This is a genomic window from Spiroplasma alleghenense (assembly GCF_003363775.1).
GTDB lineage: Bacteria > Bacillota_I > Bacilli_A > Mycoplasmatales > Mycoplasmataceae > Spiroplasma_B > Spiroplasma_B alleghenense.
Genome location: NZ_CP031376.1, coordinates 892099 through 908199 on the forward strand (window position 1 = coordinate 892099; position 16101 = coordinate 908199).

The 16101-nt window shown below is 30.2% G+C and carries 17 protein-coding genes; 1 reads left to right on the forward strand and 16 read right to left on the reverse strand.

The window, feature by feature from the left end; translation table 4 throughout:
- Window position 1 precedes the first annotated feature (1 nt).
- A complete protein-coding gene (ispG, locus tag SALLE_RS04050) occupies window positions 2-1078 on the forward strand; it encodes a flavodoxin-dependent (E)-4-hydroxy-3-methylbut-2-enyl-diphosphate synthase (protein WP_115558343.1) in 1077 nt (358 codons plus the stop codon).
- A gap of 1 nt (window position 1079) precedes the next feature.
- Here the strand turns inward: ispG and SALLE_RS04055 are convergent, their stop codons facing one another.
- The 16 genes from SALLE_RS04055 to SALLE_RS04130 all read right to left on the reverse strand — a co-directional run bounded on the left by SALLE_RS04055 (window position 1080) and on the right by SALLE_RS04130 (window position 16100).
- The gene (locus tag SALLE_RS04055) at window positions 1080-1679 is read right to left on the reverse strand and encodes a hypothetical protein (protein ID WP_115558344.1); all 600 of its coding nucleotides are present in this window, start codon (window positions 1677-1679) and stop codon (window positions 1080-1082) included.
- A 1-nt stretch (window position 1680) separates the two neighbouring features.
- On the reverse strand, window positions 1681-2520 hold the full coding sequence (locus tag SALLE_RS04060) for an aldose epimerase family protein (protein ID WP_115558345.1): 840 nt from the start codon (window positions 2518-2520) through the stop codon (window positions 1681-1683).
- The gene (locus SALLE_RS04065) at window positions 2513-4009 is read right to left on the reverse strand and encodes an MFS cation transporter (RefSeq protein ID WP_115558346.1); all 1497 of its coding nucleotides are present in this window, start codon (window positions 4007-4009) and stop codon (window positions 2513-2515) included. Before SALLE_RS04065 ends, SALLE_RS04060 begins: the two co-directional genes overlap by 8 nt.
- A 23-nt stretch (window positions 4010-4032) precedes the next feature.
- Window positions 4033-5694: an arginine--tRNA ligase gene (gene argS, locus SALLE_RS04070; RefSeq protein WP_115558347.1), complete on the reverse strand. Its 1662-nt coding sequence runs from the start codon at window positions 5692-5694 to the stop codon at window positions 4033-4035.
- A gap of 21 nt (window positions 5695-5715) precedes the next feature.
- On the reverse strand, window positions 5716-6873 hold the full coding sequence (locus tag SALLE_RS04075; protein WP_115558348.1) for a hypothetical protein: 1158 nt from the start codon (window positions 6871-6873) through the stop codon (window positions 5716-5718).
- A gap of 121 nt (window positions 6874-6994) precedes the next feature.
- Window positions 6995-7543, reverse strand: coding sequence for a ribosome recycling factor (frr, locus tag SALLE_RS04080; protein ID WP_115558349.1), 549 nt, complete (start codon window positions 7541-7543; stop codon window positions 6995-6997).
- Window positions 7544-7553: 10 nt separating this feature from the next.
- Complete coding sequence (pyrH, locus tag SALLE_RS04085) at window positions 7554-8264, reverse strand: UMP kinase (protein ID WP_115558350.1); 711 nt, start codon at window positions 8262-8264, stop codon at window positions 7554-7556.
- Window positions 8265-8303: 39 nt separating this feature from the next.
- Window positions 8304-9284 carry an energy-coupled thiamine transporter ThiT gene (locus tag SALLE_RS04090; RefSeq protein ID WP_115558351.1) on the reverse strand — a complete coding sequence of 327 codons (981 nt, stop codon included), beginning with the start codon at window positions 9282-9284 and terminating at the stop codon, window positions 8304-8306.
- A gap of 84 nt (window positions 9285-9368) precedes the next feature.
- Window positions 9369-10232 carry a hypothetical protein gene (locus SALLE_RS04095; protein ID WP_115558352.1) on the reverse strand — a complete coding sequence of 288 codons (864 nt, stop codon included), beginning with the start codon at window positions 10230-10232 and terminating at the stop codon, window positions 9369-9371.
- Between the two features lie 4 nt (window positions 10233-10236).
- Entirely contained in the window at window positions 10237-11115 is an 879-nt protein-coding gene (gene tsf / locus SALLE_RS04100; RefSeq protein ID WP_115558353.1) for a translation elongation factor Ts, read from the reverse strand.
- A 14-nt stretch (window positions 11116-11129) separates the two neighbouring features.
- Complete coding sequence (gene rpsB / locus SALLE_RS04105) at window positions 11130-12020, reverse strand: 30S ribosomal protein S2 (protein WP_115558354.1); 891 nt, start codon at window positions 12018-12020, stop codon at window positions 11130-11132.
- A gap of 211 nt (window positions 12021-12231) precedes the next feature.
- On the reverse strand, window positions 12232-13584 hold the full coding sequence (locus SALLE_RS04110) for a Sapep family Mn(2+)-dependent dipeptidase (protein WP_115558355.1): 1353 nt from the start codon (window positions 13582-13584) through the stop codon (window positions 12232-12234).
- A 12-nt stretch (window positions 13585-13596) separates the two neighbouring features.
- Complete coding sequence (locus tag SALLE_RS04115) at window positions 13597-14421, reverse strand: aldo/keto reductase (RefSeq protein ID WP_115558356.1); 825 nt, start codon at window positions 14419-14421, stop codon at window positions 13597-13599.
- Between the two features lie 28 nt (window positions 14422-14449).
- Complete coding sequence (locus SALLE_RS04120) at window positions 14450-15421, reverse strand: J domain-containing protein (protein ID WP_115558357.1); 972 nt, start codon at window positions 15419-15421, stop codon at window positions 14450-14452.
- A gap of 69 nt (window positions 15422-15490) precedes the next feature.
- The gene (rpmA, locus tag SALLE_RS04125) at window positions 15491-15784 is read right to left on the reverse strand and encodes a 50S ribosomal protein L27 (protein WP_115558358.1); all 294 of its coding nucleotides are present in this window, start codon (window positions 15782-15784) and stop codon (window positions 15491-15493) included.
- 1 nt (window position 15785) lies between these two features.
- Window positions 15786-16100, reverse strand: coding sequence for a ribosomal-processing cysteine protease Prp (locus SALLE_RS04130; protein WP_115558359.1), 315 nt, complete (start codon window positions 16098-16100; stop codon window positions 15786-15788).
- Window position 16101 lies beyond the last annotated feature (1 nt).

Consider the following 16101-nt stretch of genomic DNA (forward strand, 5'->3'; position numbering starts at 1 on the left):
AATGTATACAAGAGATAAAACTAGAAAAGTAATGGTGGGTCCTTATCAAATCGGAGGAAATAATCAAGTCATTTTACAATCAATGACAACAACTAAAACTCATGATATTAAGGCAACTTTAAAGCAAATTAAACAATTACAAGATGAAGGGTGTCAAATTGTCAGAGTTGCTGTTTTAGGAATCAATGATGCCCAAGCGCTAAATGAGTTAGTGTCTCAATCACCATTACCAATTGTGGCAGATATTCATTTTAACCACAAATTTGCATTGATGGCAGCAGATGCTGGAGTGGCTAAAATTAGAATTAACCCAGGAAATATCGGATTAAAAGAAAATACAATAGCTGTTGTAAGAAAGTGCCAAGAGAAAAAAATCCCTATTAGAATAGGAATTAACTCAGGTAGTTTACCAAAAAATATTGTTGCTAACTTAGGTTGAACAGCACAAGCCATGGTTGAATCATTGGCTGAGCACATTAAAATATTAGAAGAACTAGATTTTAAAGATATTATTTATTCACTAAAAGCCACCGACCCATTAATGGCAATAGAAGCGTATCAATTAGCAGCGCAAAGATGAGACTACCCTTCTCACTTGGGAATAACAGAAGCTGGAAGTTTATTAAATGGAGCTATTAAATCAAGTTTTGGTTTAGGTCATCTTTTGATGCAAGGTTTAGGAAATACAATAAGAATTAGTCTTAGCGAAGATCCTGTCGAAGAAATTAAGGTTTGCAAAAGACTTTTAAACGCTTTGGGATTATTTGATAATATTGTTGAGGTGATTGCTTGTCCTACTTGTGGAAGAATTGAATATGCCATGAATCCGGTTGTAAAGGAAATCGAAGAGTTTGTGGAAACATTGCAGTTTCCTTTTAAAGTAGCAATTCTAGGATGTATTGTAAATGGTCCTGGAGAAGCTAGCCATGCTGATGTTGGTATAGCCGGAGGAAATAAAGGTGGGATTATTTTTAAAAAAGGTAAAATTTTTAAAACCGTCCCTCAAGAAGAACTAGTGCCTGAGTTGAAAAAAATAATTACTCAAGCCTATGAAGAATATAAAAAGCCAAGTAATTAAATTACTTGGCTTTTATTTTTTCTAAAATTAAACCAAATGAATAATTTTGAAATTTAAGAATTTTATTTTTCTCCATTACCCATGAACGAACTAAATCAAGAATCATCTCTTGGTCAAATTTTGAACAAAGCTGTGGATTTGATTTTAAGTTTTCCAGTAAATCATCATTTATTTTATTTTGCTGAGGAACTCATATTAGTATTTTTTCTAAGTCCTTAATCTCAGATTCGCTTATTTTGTTGGAATTCAATTTTTCAATTAAAACATCTTTAAAATCAGAATTATTATTAATGTTTTGGTTGATTTCAAAAAACATAGTCTCTTGAATGCAATTGGTTAATGACTCAATTAATTCTGGTTTTAAATCCAAATGTAAGATTGTAAATAAATCTGCTTGGGTGATATTTTTACGATTATTGTAAATCGCACTCGCTGTAGTTAAGTTAATAAATTCTTCATCTGAAATTGTTAAATCAATATTGTTAATTTTTAAATAATTTAAAAAATCAACAGCCACCCTAGAATCTACATTAACAGACTGGTTGTTATTTAAAATACTTTGTAATGCTTCTTCAATATTCCTATTTTTAAAAATTATCATACTATTTTAACTCCATTACAAAGGTGTTGCTTCATTCTTCATCAACACCCAAAGTTAGTATATTATCTTTATTAGAAATTTTGTTATCAACTCTTTGGTCAGAGTCGGCTGTTCCAAATCAAGGCTCGATACAAATATAGTCACGGTTATTTTCCTCTGCCCACAGCAAGCAAACCGGGAATTCTTTTAAGTTTATTTTAAAACTCTTTTCATCATCAGTGTACTCAACAAAATCACTTTGCAAATTATCAGTTCAATAAAATTGAGAACCTTTAAAGTCGATATCCTTTATTTTAACTTCAGTGAAGTCAAATTTTGTTTTAGGATTTTTCTTTAAGTACAACATTTTCTCGTTATCTGTGTGAAAAATTTCCTTACTTGAAAATTTTAATACTCCATCTTGTTTAACTAAAAAAGCTGGATGATAACCAAAGCTGAAATACATTTCTTCTTTAGATAAGTTTTTAACTTTAAAAATTGTTTGAACTGAATCTTCTGCAATTTTAACAGTAAAATCAATTCTAAATTCAAAGGGATAGACATTCAAAAACTTTTTATCACTAGTTGTTGTAAAAACGACGTGCTCATTTGACTTATCAGTAATTTTTCAATCTTTTAAGTCTCTAAAAAATCCGTGTCGAGGCAAAGAAAACTCTTGATCTTTGTGAGTAAATTTATTATCTTTTAAAGTCCCACAAATTGGAAATAAAATTGGTCAATTCTTTTTTCAGTCATTGGTATGTTGGTAAGTATATTCTTGATCTTTTAATTTAATACTTCTTAGTTCCATTGTGGTTTGGTCAATTTCCACAGAAACATTATTTGATTTCAATTTATACATTTTTAATCTCCTTTTCAACAATACGAGTCTCAACTTTAGAAAGTGTTTGACTATAATTTAATTTTATCATATCTATATTAGCTTGTTTGACATCAACATAATTACTTAAAACTTTATCAATTGTGAAATAAATGATAATTATTAGAAGCAAGCAACAGCTAACCAAAATACTAATAGTAATATTTCAAGCGGCATAATAATTATCTTTAATTTCTTGTAAATTTTCATTTGCAACTAAACTTGTTATATCACTATCATAATTAAAGATTCAAACCTTATTTCGCTTCATTGATTGAAATGTCCCTTCACTAATATAGGTTGCCAAGAATCCAGAAGAAGCTACAAAACCGGTTACAGGAAAATTAGATACTCGATAATTTCACATTACTGCCAAGGCAAATAATCCATAAAATATTTGAGCAATTGCTAATGTAATTAAAAATTGGAATATGATGATTATTAACGGATTATCAATGAAAGCAATAATTGAAAGATAAATTGCCAAGACAAGCAAGTTAGTAATAAAGTGGTATTTGTATCCAGTTTGAGGTAAAACTCACTTATATATTCAGTAACCTAAGAATATTTGGGGTAAATAGTAGAAAGTTTGATTTAAACGAATATAAATTTCAATTGAATTTAGTTCTTTCTTATTTGCTAAAATTATTTTCAAATATTCTTCAAAAAATAATCCCCCTGAAATTTCAGAAATTAATACAATGACAAATGTTGCCAGAGACAAGTAAATCACATAGGTATACTTAAAATCATCAAGTTCATTACGAATTGTAATATCAAATGTACCAACATAATTTGAATTTTCCTTATGAATAAATGAAATTCCCAATGCTATAAATGCTGTTAATAAAATTATTGGCATAATTATTTCTATTTGGTGATTTGGATTAAAAATCATAGTTAAATTAAAAATATAATTCGCAATGAAATTTGAAAATAACATTATTGAAGCAACTGTAATTGTTGAGCCAATTGGGTTCAATCGATAAAAAGTTTGCTCACAAACTATCAAATAATGAAGCGTATTTGCAGAAAGCGAAAAACCAATTAATATAAAGGACAGATAAATGAAGGCAAAATTATCACCATTCAAAACTAAAGAATTAATCAGAGCAAAAAATATTGCCATTATTAAAGTCGTATTAGCGACTCAATATCAGATTCTTCTTCTTTTGAACTTACCTGTAATAAAAGTTGCAATCGGTTTGAAAATTATCGCAAAAAAGTTAACCCCAAAAAATATTGTGATTGTAAATAAAATATCATTATTTACTAGAGCGTTATTGCTTTGAGTCTTTTCGATTAACAACTTTAAAATTAAAGCGGATGTAAATCAGAACAAGAATATCTCCAAGTAAATCAATTTTCTTTTTAATTCACTCTTTTCATTTTTAAGCATAAAAAAAATTGAAATCAACGCCGCTACTATCAAGATTGGGTTTAAGAACATTAAATCTCAATAGCTCTTCATTATTTTCAACTCTTTTCTAAATATTACATTTTATTTACAACATCAATAGCAATTAATTTAAATGCATTTGAAAGTACTTGATATACAGCCTTTGTTAAAGCTACTCGTTGACTTGAAAGTTCCACATTTTTTGCATCAACGATCTTAGAATCAGAATAGTAAGAATGGAATTGCTTAACCAATGTCTGAATGTAGTCACAAATTATATGAGGAGCTCTTTCTTTTCCAGCATATTCAACATTCTTACTAAATTTATCTAAAGTTAGCATAATTTGAATTTCTTTTTCCTCTTTTAATAAATCAAAATTAGTTAATTTTTCAGGAATGTTATGTTCCTTACCTTGATTGATTACTTTAAAGCTTCGAGCTGTTGCATATTGTGCATAGTAAACCGGATTTGAACTATTTTTCTTTGCAACAATATCCAAATCAAAGTCCATATGACTTGATGCAGTTTTTGAAGAAAGCATATATCTTAAAGCATCTTTACCAACAAGTTCTAGCAAGTCAATTAATCAAACTGCGGTTCCGCGACGTTTTGACATTTTATATTCTTTTCCATCTTTAACCAAACGGACCATTTGAATCATATCAATATCTAAACAGTCATCTGGGGCTCCTAAAAGCGAAAGTCCAGCTTGCATTCTAACAATATAACCATGGTGGTCACCACCTCAAAAGTTTACTAATTTGTCAGCTTTACTTCTTAATAATCTTTCCTGGTGGGTTGCTAAATCTGGTGTTATATAAGTATAATCACCTGAAGATTTTGTCAGAACTCGGTCTTTGTCATCATTGAACTGAGTGGTTTTTAATCACAAGGCTCCGTCTTGCTCGTAAGTTGCTCCCATTTTTTTGTATTTTTCTAGCATTTTTTCAATTTGCTTTTCATCATACATTGCTTTCTCAGAAGTATAATGTTCAATTTCAACGCCAAAGTCTGTTAGTTGCTTTTTAATAATGTCTAGAAAGAATTTCACGGATTTAGTCTTAAATAATTCCATTACTTCTGGATCGGCAATTTTTTTATCTTCAAAACTAATATTTTTAAATTTATCTCCATACTCAGAAACAAATTGTTTTGCTACAAATTCATAAGCTTCTCCAGAATAAGAGTCTTCAGGAAGTTCAGCTTTGATACCAAGTTCTCTTAAATAGTGAACAAAAACTGTTATTGCTAAAATATTTATTTGATTTCCTGCATCATTGGTATAGTATTCAGTTTGCACATTGTAACCTGCAAAACTAAGAATTTTTGCAACCGAATCTCCAATTGCTCCATTTCGAGCATGACCAACATGTAAATAACCAGTTGGATTAGCAGAAACTAATTCAAGGTTATAGGTGAAATTCTTTTTTGCACCGGCTCCAAAATTATCTTTTAACTTCAAAACATCTTCCACTACTTTGGCGATATCTTTTTGTTTTAGTTTTAGATTAACAAACCCTGGACCAGCAACTTCAACTGATTCAAATTTTTTAGAATCACTTAATTTTTCAACTACTAAATCCGCTATTTCTCGAGGATTTTTCTTAAGATCTTTGGCTGCTACTAAAGCTATATTTGTTGAATAGTGACCATTTGATTCGTTTCTTGGCGTTTCAATAACTGGATTAATATCCAATTTCAATTCTTTTAAAACCTTTTTTATTTCGTCAGCGACGATAACCATATTCTTACTCATATTTTTACCTCTTTCTTTGTTCTAATTTATTATTTTCTTTTTATCAGCATTATTTTCAGAACTCTTCAAATTGATATCTAACTTATAGAAATTAGATTCAAAATCTTGAAACTTTTTATATAATTTTGAAAAGGCAATTTTTTCATTTTCCATTTGCTTTTTCAATTCCTTAATAGATCTATTACTTTTTGTTAATTGATAATGATAGTGAGCAATTTTTTTGTATTGTCTAACTAAATTATAGACGATATATGTAAAAAAATACAATAAAAATATGCCTCAAGCTACTGGCAAACCAATAATTGCCAATTTTTCTATAACTTTTGATGATGACATTAGTCAAAGCACTAAAACCACTGCACTAAAAACAATAACTAAAGAAAATAATATCAATAATCAAATTGTCATCATTTTAAAAGAACGAAATACCTTTGATTTTTTTAAAATGTCACTGCCAGATTCTGATGGTTGATTAAAAAGTGATTTAGTTTCTTGAGAAAAATTGATTCGATAATTTTTTTTATTTTTGTTATTCACGGGATTTTGTAATTTTGCATCCGTTAAGTCTGGATTGTCAAAACTATTAATAAACATTTGAGAATCCTCTGATTTACTTTCAAAATCAACATTTGAATGATTTGAATAATTTTGCTCTGATTTTTTATCGTTTACGAGACTGATATTGTTAATCCTCATTGTAGTTGGTGCAAAATCATCTTCTTCAACTTGATTTAATTCCATATCATTTGTAATCGAAATAGGTTCAACCACAGTTGTCTTATAGCGACTTAAATTTAAATCATTTGCAGTTGTTCTCAAATCAAAAGATTTAGAGGTGTTGTCTTGCTGCTGCAAACGTTTTGGAATGAATTCAACTGTTCCTGAATCTAGGGCAGATTTTAGTCCAGCTATTGTATCTTCACCCATTGAAGGACTAGTTCTTTGTTGTTCTTGGCTTTGGGAAATATTATCAATTTTTTGAGCTGAATTGCTGCGGGACCTATCAATTTTTATTGCTTGAAGTTGGTTTTGATTTACTAACAAGGTTGTTTGCGTGATTAAATTCTTTATTTGAAAAAAGGTATCGGTTTGATCCTTATTTAAAAGTATTTCCTTTTTATCTAAAACAACATAATTTTCATTGCGGTAAGCAACTACCATTCCAACCTTAAAGCCCATAATATTCATCCCTTTAACTTTAAGTATATATTAAGTATTCTATATTTTTCAAGTTTATTGGATAAAAAAATGTTTGCAGTCAAAAAATCGTTAGAAAAAGCCGATTTTAATCGGCATTTAGTTATATTGTCATAATATCTTTTTCTTTATCTTTTGTTACAGATTCTAATTTTTGAATTGTTTCATCTGTTAATTTTTGAATTTTAGTTTCTAAATCCTTAACTAAATCTTCGGGAATCTCTTTTGATTTTTTAGCTTTATCCATCGAATCGCGACGATCGTTTCTAACTCTAATTTTAAAAGTTTCTAATTCAGCTTTTAGTTTCTTAACTAAATCTTTTCTAATTTCTTCTGTTAATGCAGGGATGTTAATTCTAATCAAATCTGCTTCTGAAATTGGATTTAAACCTAAGTTGGCTTTATTTATTCCAGCAACAATTGCAGCAATTTGACTTCTGTCAAATGGCTTAATTACTAACTGTTGAGGTTCAGGCGCAGAAATTTGCGCTGTTTGAGCTATTGGGGTTAGCGAACCATAAGCATCCACCATTACAGAGCTTAACATTGATGCGTTGGCTCTTCCGGTGCGAATTTTTTTGATATATTCGTTGTAAGCATCAACTGTTTTTGCCATGCTAGTTTTGGTATTTTCTAAAATTGTGTTGTGCATTGTTTTCTCCTTATTCAATAATTGTTGATTCTAGTTTGCCATGAGCGACTTTAATTATATTTTCTTTTCCGTTCATATCAAACACTTCGATTTTTAATTTAGCATCTGCTGATAAAGTTGCTGAAGTTAAATCCATTACGCGGAGTTTTTTTTCAGCAACTTCTTGATGGGTAAGTTTGCTTAAAAATACTGCGTTTGGATTTACTTTCGGATCAGAATCATAAACCCCTTTAACGCCATTTTTAGCCATTAGTAATGCATCCGCTTTAACTTCAATTGCTCTAATGCTTGCTCCAGTATCTGTTGTGAAGTAACTAAACCCGGTTCCTCCAGTAAATATTAAAATATACCCTTCACTCAATTTATCACGTGCTTCGCGATAATTATATGGAGTTGTTACGGTTTTGATTTCTAATGAAGAGTAAACTCTAACCTTTTCATAACCCAAACTTTTAATAGTAGCTTCCAAGGCTAGACCATTCATGATTGTTGCCATCATACCCATATAGTCACCATTAATTCGATCCATTCCTAAGTTACTAGAAAGGTTACCTCTTCAAATGTTTCCACCACCAACTACAATCGCAATTTGCAAACCTTCTTTTACCAAAGAAATAACTTGATTTGCAACGTCTTGAACTTTTTCTTGATCATAGATGTCTTTGCCTTTTAAGGCCTCCCCACTAATTTTTAATAAAATCCTCTTATACTTTAAACTCATTATTTTACCTCTTTAAATTATTATATCAAAAAGAACAAACTAATTACTACTTATAGCCTGATATTTATCTTTAAATACACTCAAATTACTACAAATTAACGGAACAGCCACAATAAAGACAGCATAGTCCACAATTGTGTTTATGGAATTAAAAACCAAAGAATAGGTTCAAGCATTAAAACCAGGTCAAGGAAAAGTAGATCAAAACATTACTCCAGCAATTACTCGCGAAAAGTAAATCCAAATTATTGGTATGGAAACAAATACAATGAAATCCAATTTTTTAAATTTTTCTTTTTGAGTTGCAATCGGTTTGAAAATAGCGGCCAGCGTAATTCCGATTGGAGGAATTCAATAATCAAACATGAATTGAGGAACATTGACTATAAATGTTCCTGGGAAGAATCATTCAAAACCTCCACAAATAATTGAGCAAACCAAAACTTTTGTTCAATCACATATAAATGCCAAAAAATATAAAGGAATAAATTTTATTGTGATTGTAATGAAAAATGGCAATTGAGGTACAAGCGATGAAATGAAACCTAAAGCAAAGTAAAGCGCAAAAGAAATTCCCAAAAAAACATAATCAAAAATTATTCATTTTTTTGGCATAAAACTAAAATACTTAAAATTTTTCTTGTCCTTTAAAAAAACCCTAACTAACAAATAAATATCCAACGTAAAAACAGTGAAGAATATAAGTTGCCCTTTATATGAATGTTGGTATCTTGTTAGCAAAATAATTTTAAAAATTTGACTATTTAAAAATAGCAAATTAATTATAACAGCCGCAATTATTACCAGAGCCATTCTTCCAACAACACTTTCTCCATCTTCGCTTTGATAAAGCGAGTTTTGAATCTTTAACAACAAGATTGTTGACAAGTAAATAGCAACGGCTAAACCGGTCAAACTAAATATAACGGCTCAAATTCGGTCAAAAATTGAAAAGTAACTAAATTTGTAGAAATCATCAAAATTAGATTGGTACTCTTTTTTAAATATTTTAGAATTCATTATACCAACTCGCATTCATTATTATTTTATCAATAAAATTACCTATTTAAATAACAAAAAAACCTTGCTATGCAAGGTTTAATGCTATTTAGAATCTTCTGATTCTGGTTCTTTTTTAGTTTTTTTAACTGTGCTAGTTGATGTTTTAGGTTTAGTTGTTTTTGCAGTTTTTTCAGTTGGTTCAACTTTTTTAGCTTTTAAAGCTTTTTCAGTTTGTTCAACTTTTTTATCTTTTAAAGATTTTGGAGCATCTTCATTGATGGTTTCCTCTTTGATTAAAACTCTTTCTGCATCGGCTTTGTTTTCGCTTGCTAGCATTGTTGTATTAGCTGCATCCAACTCTGAATTTACTAAAGCCAAACTTTCAACTCTTATTTTTTGTCCAGTTAGTTCTGCGTTTTCTAAGACAAATTGCCCTACAACAGTTGATTTTCTAAATTTATAAGATTTAAAATTTGATCTTCCTTGTCTGTAAACAAGTGCAACAATTCCAGTTTTGTTATCATCAACAACTGCAACAATTTTTGAATAAGGAAGCAATTCCCCAACTAGTTCAAAATTATTTTCAGAAAATGCTACCCCGAATAAATGAGCGCAAATTATCATTAATGTAAACATAACAATTACCATACCAAGTGCGGGAAATATAATTCCAAATAGTATTACATTATATGCATGATCTGGTTTATCTGGAAATATTGTAAATGCATTGAAAAATAGTATAACAGCAACAATTCCTAAAGCAATAGCTAAAAATCCAACAATACTTACAGAAATTATTAACGACTTATTTGTATATGATTTAACTACTTTCTTTTTTTTGAATTTAAAAAAATAAGTACCAAGTATTATAAATAATAATGTTGTTATTCCTATTACTATAAAACCCATTCATAGCGCTGAGGCATTATCTAATTTGTTTCCTACGTAGTTAACCAATAGGTTCATTTAACTATCCCTTTAATTGAGCTGCAACTTCTGCTGCAAAGTCTGTTACGACTTTCTCAATTCCCTCTCCTACTTCAAAACGAATCATTTTTACAAGTTTAGATTTTTTAGATTCAATAAACTTTCCAACTTTAAATTTATCATCAACAACGTAATCTTGTTCTAATAAACTCACTTCTGCTAAACGTTTATTTAGTTTACCTTGAATCATACTTTGTTTAACATTTTCTGGTTTGTTTCCAAAATCAGTAGTTTCTTCAATTACTTTTAGTTCTTGCTTCTTGAAGTCTTCGGGAACTTCGTTTGAAGACATATATTTTGGTGACATTGCTGCAACGTGCATACAAATATTGTAGGCATCTTCTTTTGGGATGGCTCCATCAAAACTTAGTAATACTGAGATTCTTTTGTTTGCATGGTTATAAATTGAAACAACATTTTTGTCTTTGCTTATTGCTTCAAAACGACGGAATTCAATTTTTTCTCCAATTGTTGAAGTTAGTTCAATCATTTCTTCTTGAACTGTACGATTGTTTAATTTAACTTTTAAAGCTTCTTCAGTATTTTTTGCATTTGATGCTAAAAGAACATCAGCAACTGCATTAATAGCATTTAAAAACTTTTCATTTTGAGCGACAAAGTCAGTCTCTGAATTAACTTCAAAAATGATTGCTTGTTTTGCATTTTCCTTAGCAACAGTAATTCCTTCTGCAGCAACACGATCTGATTTCTTAGCGGCTTTTGCTAATCCGTTTTCACGAAGTCACATAATTGCATCATCGATTACTCCGTTTGTAGCTTCTAATGCTTTTTTACAATCCATCATTCCAGCACTAGTGATTTCACGTAATTCTTTGATAAGTTGTGGTGTTACTTTACTCATGATATTTTTCCCCTCTATTCTTCTGTTTGTTCAGGTTTTGCAGCCTTAACAACTTCTTCTGTTGAAGAAACTTCTTGATTATCTGGTCTCTTCTCAAATCTAGGTCTTGGTTTATATTCACCGTTTCCTGGGTTTCTATCGTTTCCAAAGCGTCCACGACGTTCTCCTTCAACAAATTCTTTTTTAGGTGCTACAAATTTTAAAGTTGTTGGTTGCATTTTAACTTTAGCTGCATCCGCTCAAACTTCAACAATGTGATTTACAATTACATTAACTGCTTCTGGTAAATCATCATTTCCTGGTATTACAAAATCTACCATGTCTGGATCCACGTTTGTATCACAAATTGCAATAACTGGGATTCTTAATTTTCTAGCTTCCTTAACAGCAATTTCGTCTGTTTTTGGATCTACTACGAACATTGCAGCTGGTAGTTTGTGCATTTGTTTAATTCCACCTAAAGTTTTTTCAAGTTTTTCTTTTTCTTTTTTAATTAAAACTTGTTCTTTTTTAGGTCTTAATGCCAATCTTCCAGTTTTCTCTTCATTTTCAATATCTCATAAAGCTTTAATTCTTAATGAAATAGTTTTCATATTTGTAAGAGTTCCACCAAGTCATCTTTGGTTTACAAAGAAGTTTCCACTTCTTACTGCAGCATCTTTTACTGCAGCTTTACCAGAACGTTTTGTTCCTACAAAAATAATTTTTTCACCCTTTGATCCGATGTTTGTTACTAATTTTCTAACATCCTCTAATCTTCATAAAGTTTGTTGTAAATCAATAATGTGATTCTTATTTTTAGCTCCATAAATATATGGTTTCATTTTTGGGTTTCATCTTTTTGTTTGATGCCCATATTGAGCTCCAGCTTCTCAAAGCTGTTCTCTTGTAATTTCTTTTGACATTTTAAAATGTTCCTTTCGTTAAACTTCCATTTGGTTCGAAATCTGACCACTAAATTATTAGCACTCGACCAGACAATTCCCAGATGTGATTAAATACCCTGAAGATACAAATCTTTATAATTATAGCCGATTTTGCAGTTATAAAACAACTAATTTTTAAAATAAAAATATAAAAAATGCCACCTTTGAAAGTGACATTTTAAAATTATCATTAAAATTTAGCTAGTTTTACAAGTGATTTAGTATATATCTCAAGCATCTTTTCTAATTCTTCAACCTTAATTGATTCGTTGTAAGCGTGCATTGATGAATTCTCTAAATCAAATTCAGCCCCAAATGCAACAACATTTGGCATTGATTTTGCAAAAGTTCCTCCCCCGATTGCTGCTGGTTGAGTTTTTAAATCTCCTGTTACTTCTTGATAAACACTCATAATTTTTTTAACAAGACTTGATTCTTTGCTCATAAAAACTCTTGGTTCTATTGCAACGGTTTTATAATCTAAATTTAAGGGTTTAATATATTTTTGAAATTTCTCTATTACATCTTTTTCGACTTCTTGGTGTACTGGAACTCTGAAATTAAAAGTCAATCTTTGAGAATTGTTTTTAAAATCTAAAATTCCAATATTTGCAGTTAACATCCCAGACTCATCAGTTTGATCACCAAATATTTGCTCTAATTGAAAGTTATTATGAAACTGATTGGCAATCAAGTTAGTTCAGACATCATTAATTCCTGATTCAAACATTGCCTTAAAAAGCCAAGTTCCAGCATTTACTCCCCGCTCAGGCAAACTTCCATGAGCAGATGTCCCCTTAACAACTAGGCTTTCTTCTTGAACAACATGATTAATTTTATTTTTTGTTAGATATTTACTTATTTCAGGAATTTTTGGACCTTTATATGTAACAATATCATTAACAACATTATAGGCTTCTCCACCCAAAATTTCGTAATCAATTTTTTGTGTTCCAATTAAATCACAATCCAAAATTCACTTTTCAGCATAAACCAAAGGAAATTGACCATCTGGGGTGTAGCCAATATCTGCAAGTTGTTCATTTGCGACGTAACTTTGCATACATTCTCAAGTTGTTTCTTCCGATAGACCAAAAACCAAACGAATTTTATAATCTGGAATAAAATTATTATCCATAAGATATTTGACTGCGTAAATGTTCATTATTGTTGGGCCTTTATCATCAAGCGAACCTCGACCAAATAAAATTCCATCTGAAATTGTTGGATCGAAAGGGTCAGCCTTTCATTCTTCAAGGTTTCCTGGTGGAACAACATCAAGGTGACAAAGAATGGCTAACAATTTTTCACCATCCCCATAATCTGCATATCCGTATTTAAAATCTTTAGCCACTTTTGTTTTAAATCCCAAATCATTACAATTTTTTATTATAAAGTCTAGAACTTTGCTGACACCAACCCCAAAAGGTTGATTAGGCTTAGATTCCTGGCGAAAAGATGGTATTCTAATACATTCTTTTAAAGTTTCGATTGCTTTTGGAAAATATTGGTTTTTTAAAATTTCACTATCTACTTTAAACATATTTTCTTCCTCCTATAATTCATTAATATTATTAGGATCTGGACCTAATCTTACTTCTGGTGAAAGTTTATTGATTAGTTCAATTTCTTCTTTTGATAATTTAAAGTTATCGATATTACAATTTTCTTCAATTCTAAAGTTATTAACTGACTTGGGAATGATAATAATCCCTCGTTCCCAAGCTCATCTTAAGGCAACTTGAGCTGGGGTAACTTTATATTTTTCACTAATCTCAACTATTTCGCCAATTTTTGAGACTTCACCTTTCATTATTGTTTGTCATGAAGTAATGGCAATATTGTTTTTATTGCAAAAATCAACTATTTCAAGACAGGGTAATTGAGGATGGAGTTCAATTTGATTTACAGTTGGTTTTACCTGAGCAATTTTTAGAAGTTGTTGAAGTTGATCAACCATAAAGTTTGAAACTCCGATTGCTCTAACTTTTTTTTGTAAATATTTTTCTTCTAAAAGTTTGTATGCTTTTTCTCAGTCAGGAGCAAACCAATGCAATAGACAAAGATCGATATAGTCAGTTTCTAGCTCTAATAAAATTCTATCAAAAGCAGCTTCTGGCTCTTTAAAATCAGTAATTCATATTTTTGAAGTAATGAAAATTTCATTACGCGGAACTCCAGATTCCTTTATCGCATTGGCAATTATTTTATGATTTTTGTAAATATGAGCTGTATCAATATGTCGATAACCTATTTTCAAAGCATGTTTTACAGCAGCCAAACTTTCTTCTTCGTTGGTCATTTTATATGTTCCTAATCCGAACTGAGGCATTTCAACATTATTATTTAATATTTTTTTATGGTTAAGAATTTTATTCATTATAACCCTTCTTTCTTTTTAAATTATTTTATATACCGCGTGCTTTGCGGATAACATCATAAGCTGCGTTTATCTTAGCCATTTTTTCTTTTGCGTAAACAGAATCATTTACGTCAGGGTGGTATTCTTTTGCTAGTTTTAAATAAGTTCTTTTTAAATCTTTGTCACTTATTTTTTCATCAACGCCCATGATTTTATAAGATTTAGAAAGCTCACTAGGCTCGCCATTAGCAAAGCCTTGGCTACGATTTTGCTGACGGTAATTTTGTTGACCATTATTTTGCTGTCCTCAAGGACCTTGACCTTGACTTCCAAAAAAACCCCGATTGAAGGTTTGAAATAATTGCTCAATCATTTTATTAATTTCTTGTGTTGCGTTTGAAATTACCTCATCACAGCGCCTTTTATTATACTGACTAATAATTCGACTTGAGTCAGAAATAATTTGTTCAAAAGTTCCTGAGGCAAAAATATCGCTGCAATTATAACCCAAACCTTTTCCCAAATAAGCTGGCATTATCTTCTCGCAAAATTGTTCTATAAAGACTTCGCGGGTGCGATCTAAATAGTTATTATAATGTTTTATATAGTGAGAGTATTTGATTTTAACTGGACTAGACATTTGAATTTCATCAAATTTTGATAATAAACGACTTTCTTGAGTCGATCAATCTAGAAAAAGACTTTCAAAACAAGTATAAATCTCCTTTAAAATTTCAACATTTTTCTCGCGATCTTGAGTTTTTAAATAAAGATATTTTTCTGTTAAAAAGAATTTAGATTGAAAAGGATATTTGTCAAATTTTTCCTCAAAATTAAAATGAAAAACTTTAACCGGGTCTACTAGTTTTTTAGCCCTCATATTCTTGCGAAATAATCTAGCAAATGATGTATTTCGGTTATTTCAAGAAGCTTTTAAGAAGCCTAAAATCAATAATAAAATACCAATTAAAAATACTGCCAGGAATAGAGTTCCTATAATTGAAAATAGTCATGTCATATATAAAATCACCTTTGTATTATTATAGCCTATTTTAAAAATAAAAATAAGCACATAAAAGTGCTTATTTTAATTTTTAATTTCTGCCGGAATAACAACCGCTCTTGTGCGGTCTTTTCCAAATTTTTGATATTTAACGATACCTGAAACTAAAGCGAACAAAGTATCGTCTCCTCCACGACCAACATTTTGGCCTGGGTGAATTTTAGTTCCTCTTTGTCTAAAGATGATTGAACCAGCATTGGCGAATTGTCCATCCGCTTTTTTGGCTCCTAATCTTTTTGATTCAGAATCACGACCATTTCTAGTCGAACCTACTCCCTTTTTAGAAGCAAAGAACTGTAAACCTAATAGAAAACGCATTTTAAGTTACCTCCTTTAAAGTAATATTTTTTGGATATTGAACTTCAATTGTTTTTAACTGCAAAAATATAAATTCGCAAACTAATTGAATTTCTTGATTTGATAAATCGTCAATAACAATTTCTACTCTATTATCTAAAACAGCTAAATTAACGCCGTCCTTAAATAATTCATCCAGTCCGTTTAGAGCTCCACCAACGATGGCTGTCACTCCTGCACAAATTAGGTCTTCACCATACTTGCCAGATTGGGCATGACCAGTAATTGTCATTTTTTTATATTTATTATTAGTTTTTTGAACTAAAACATTAATCATT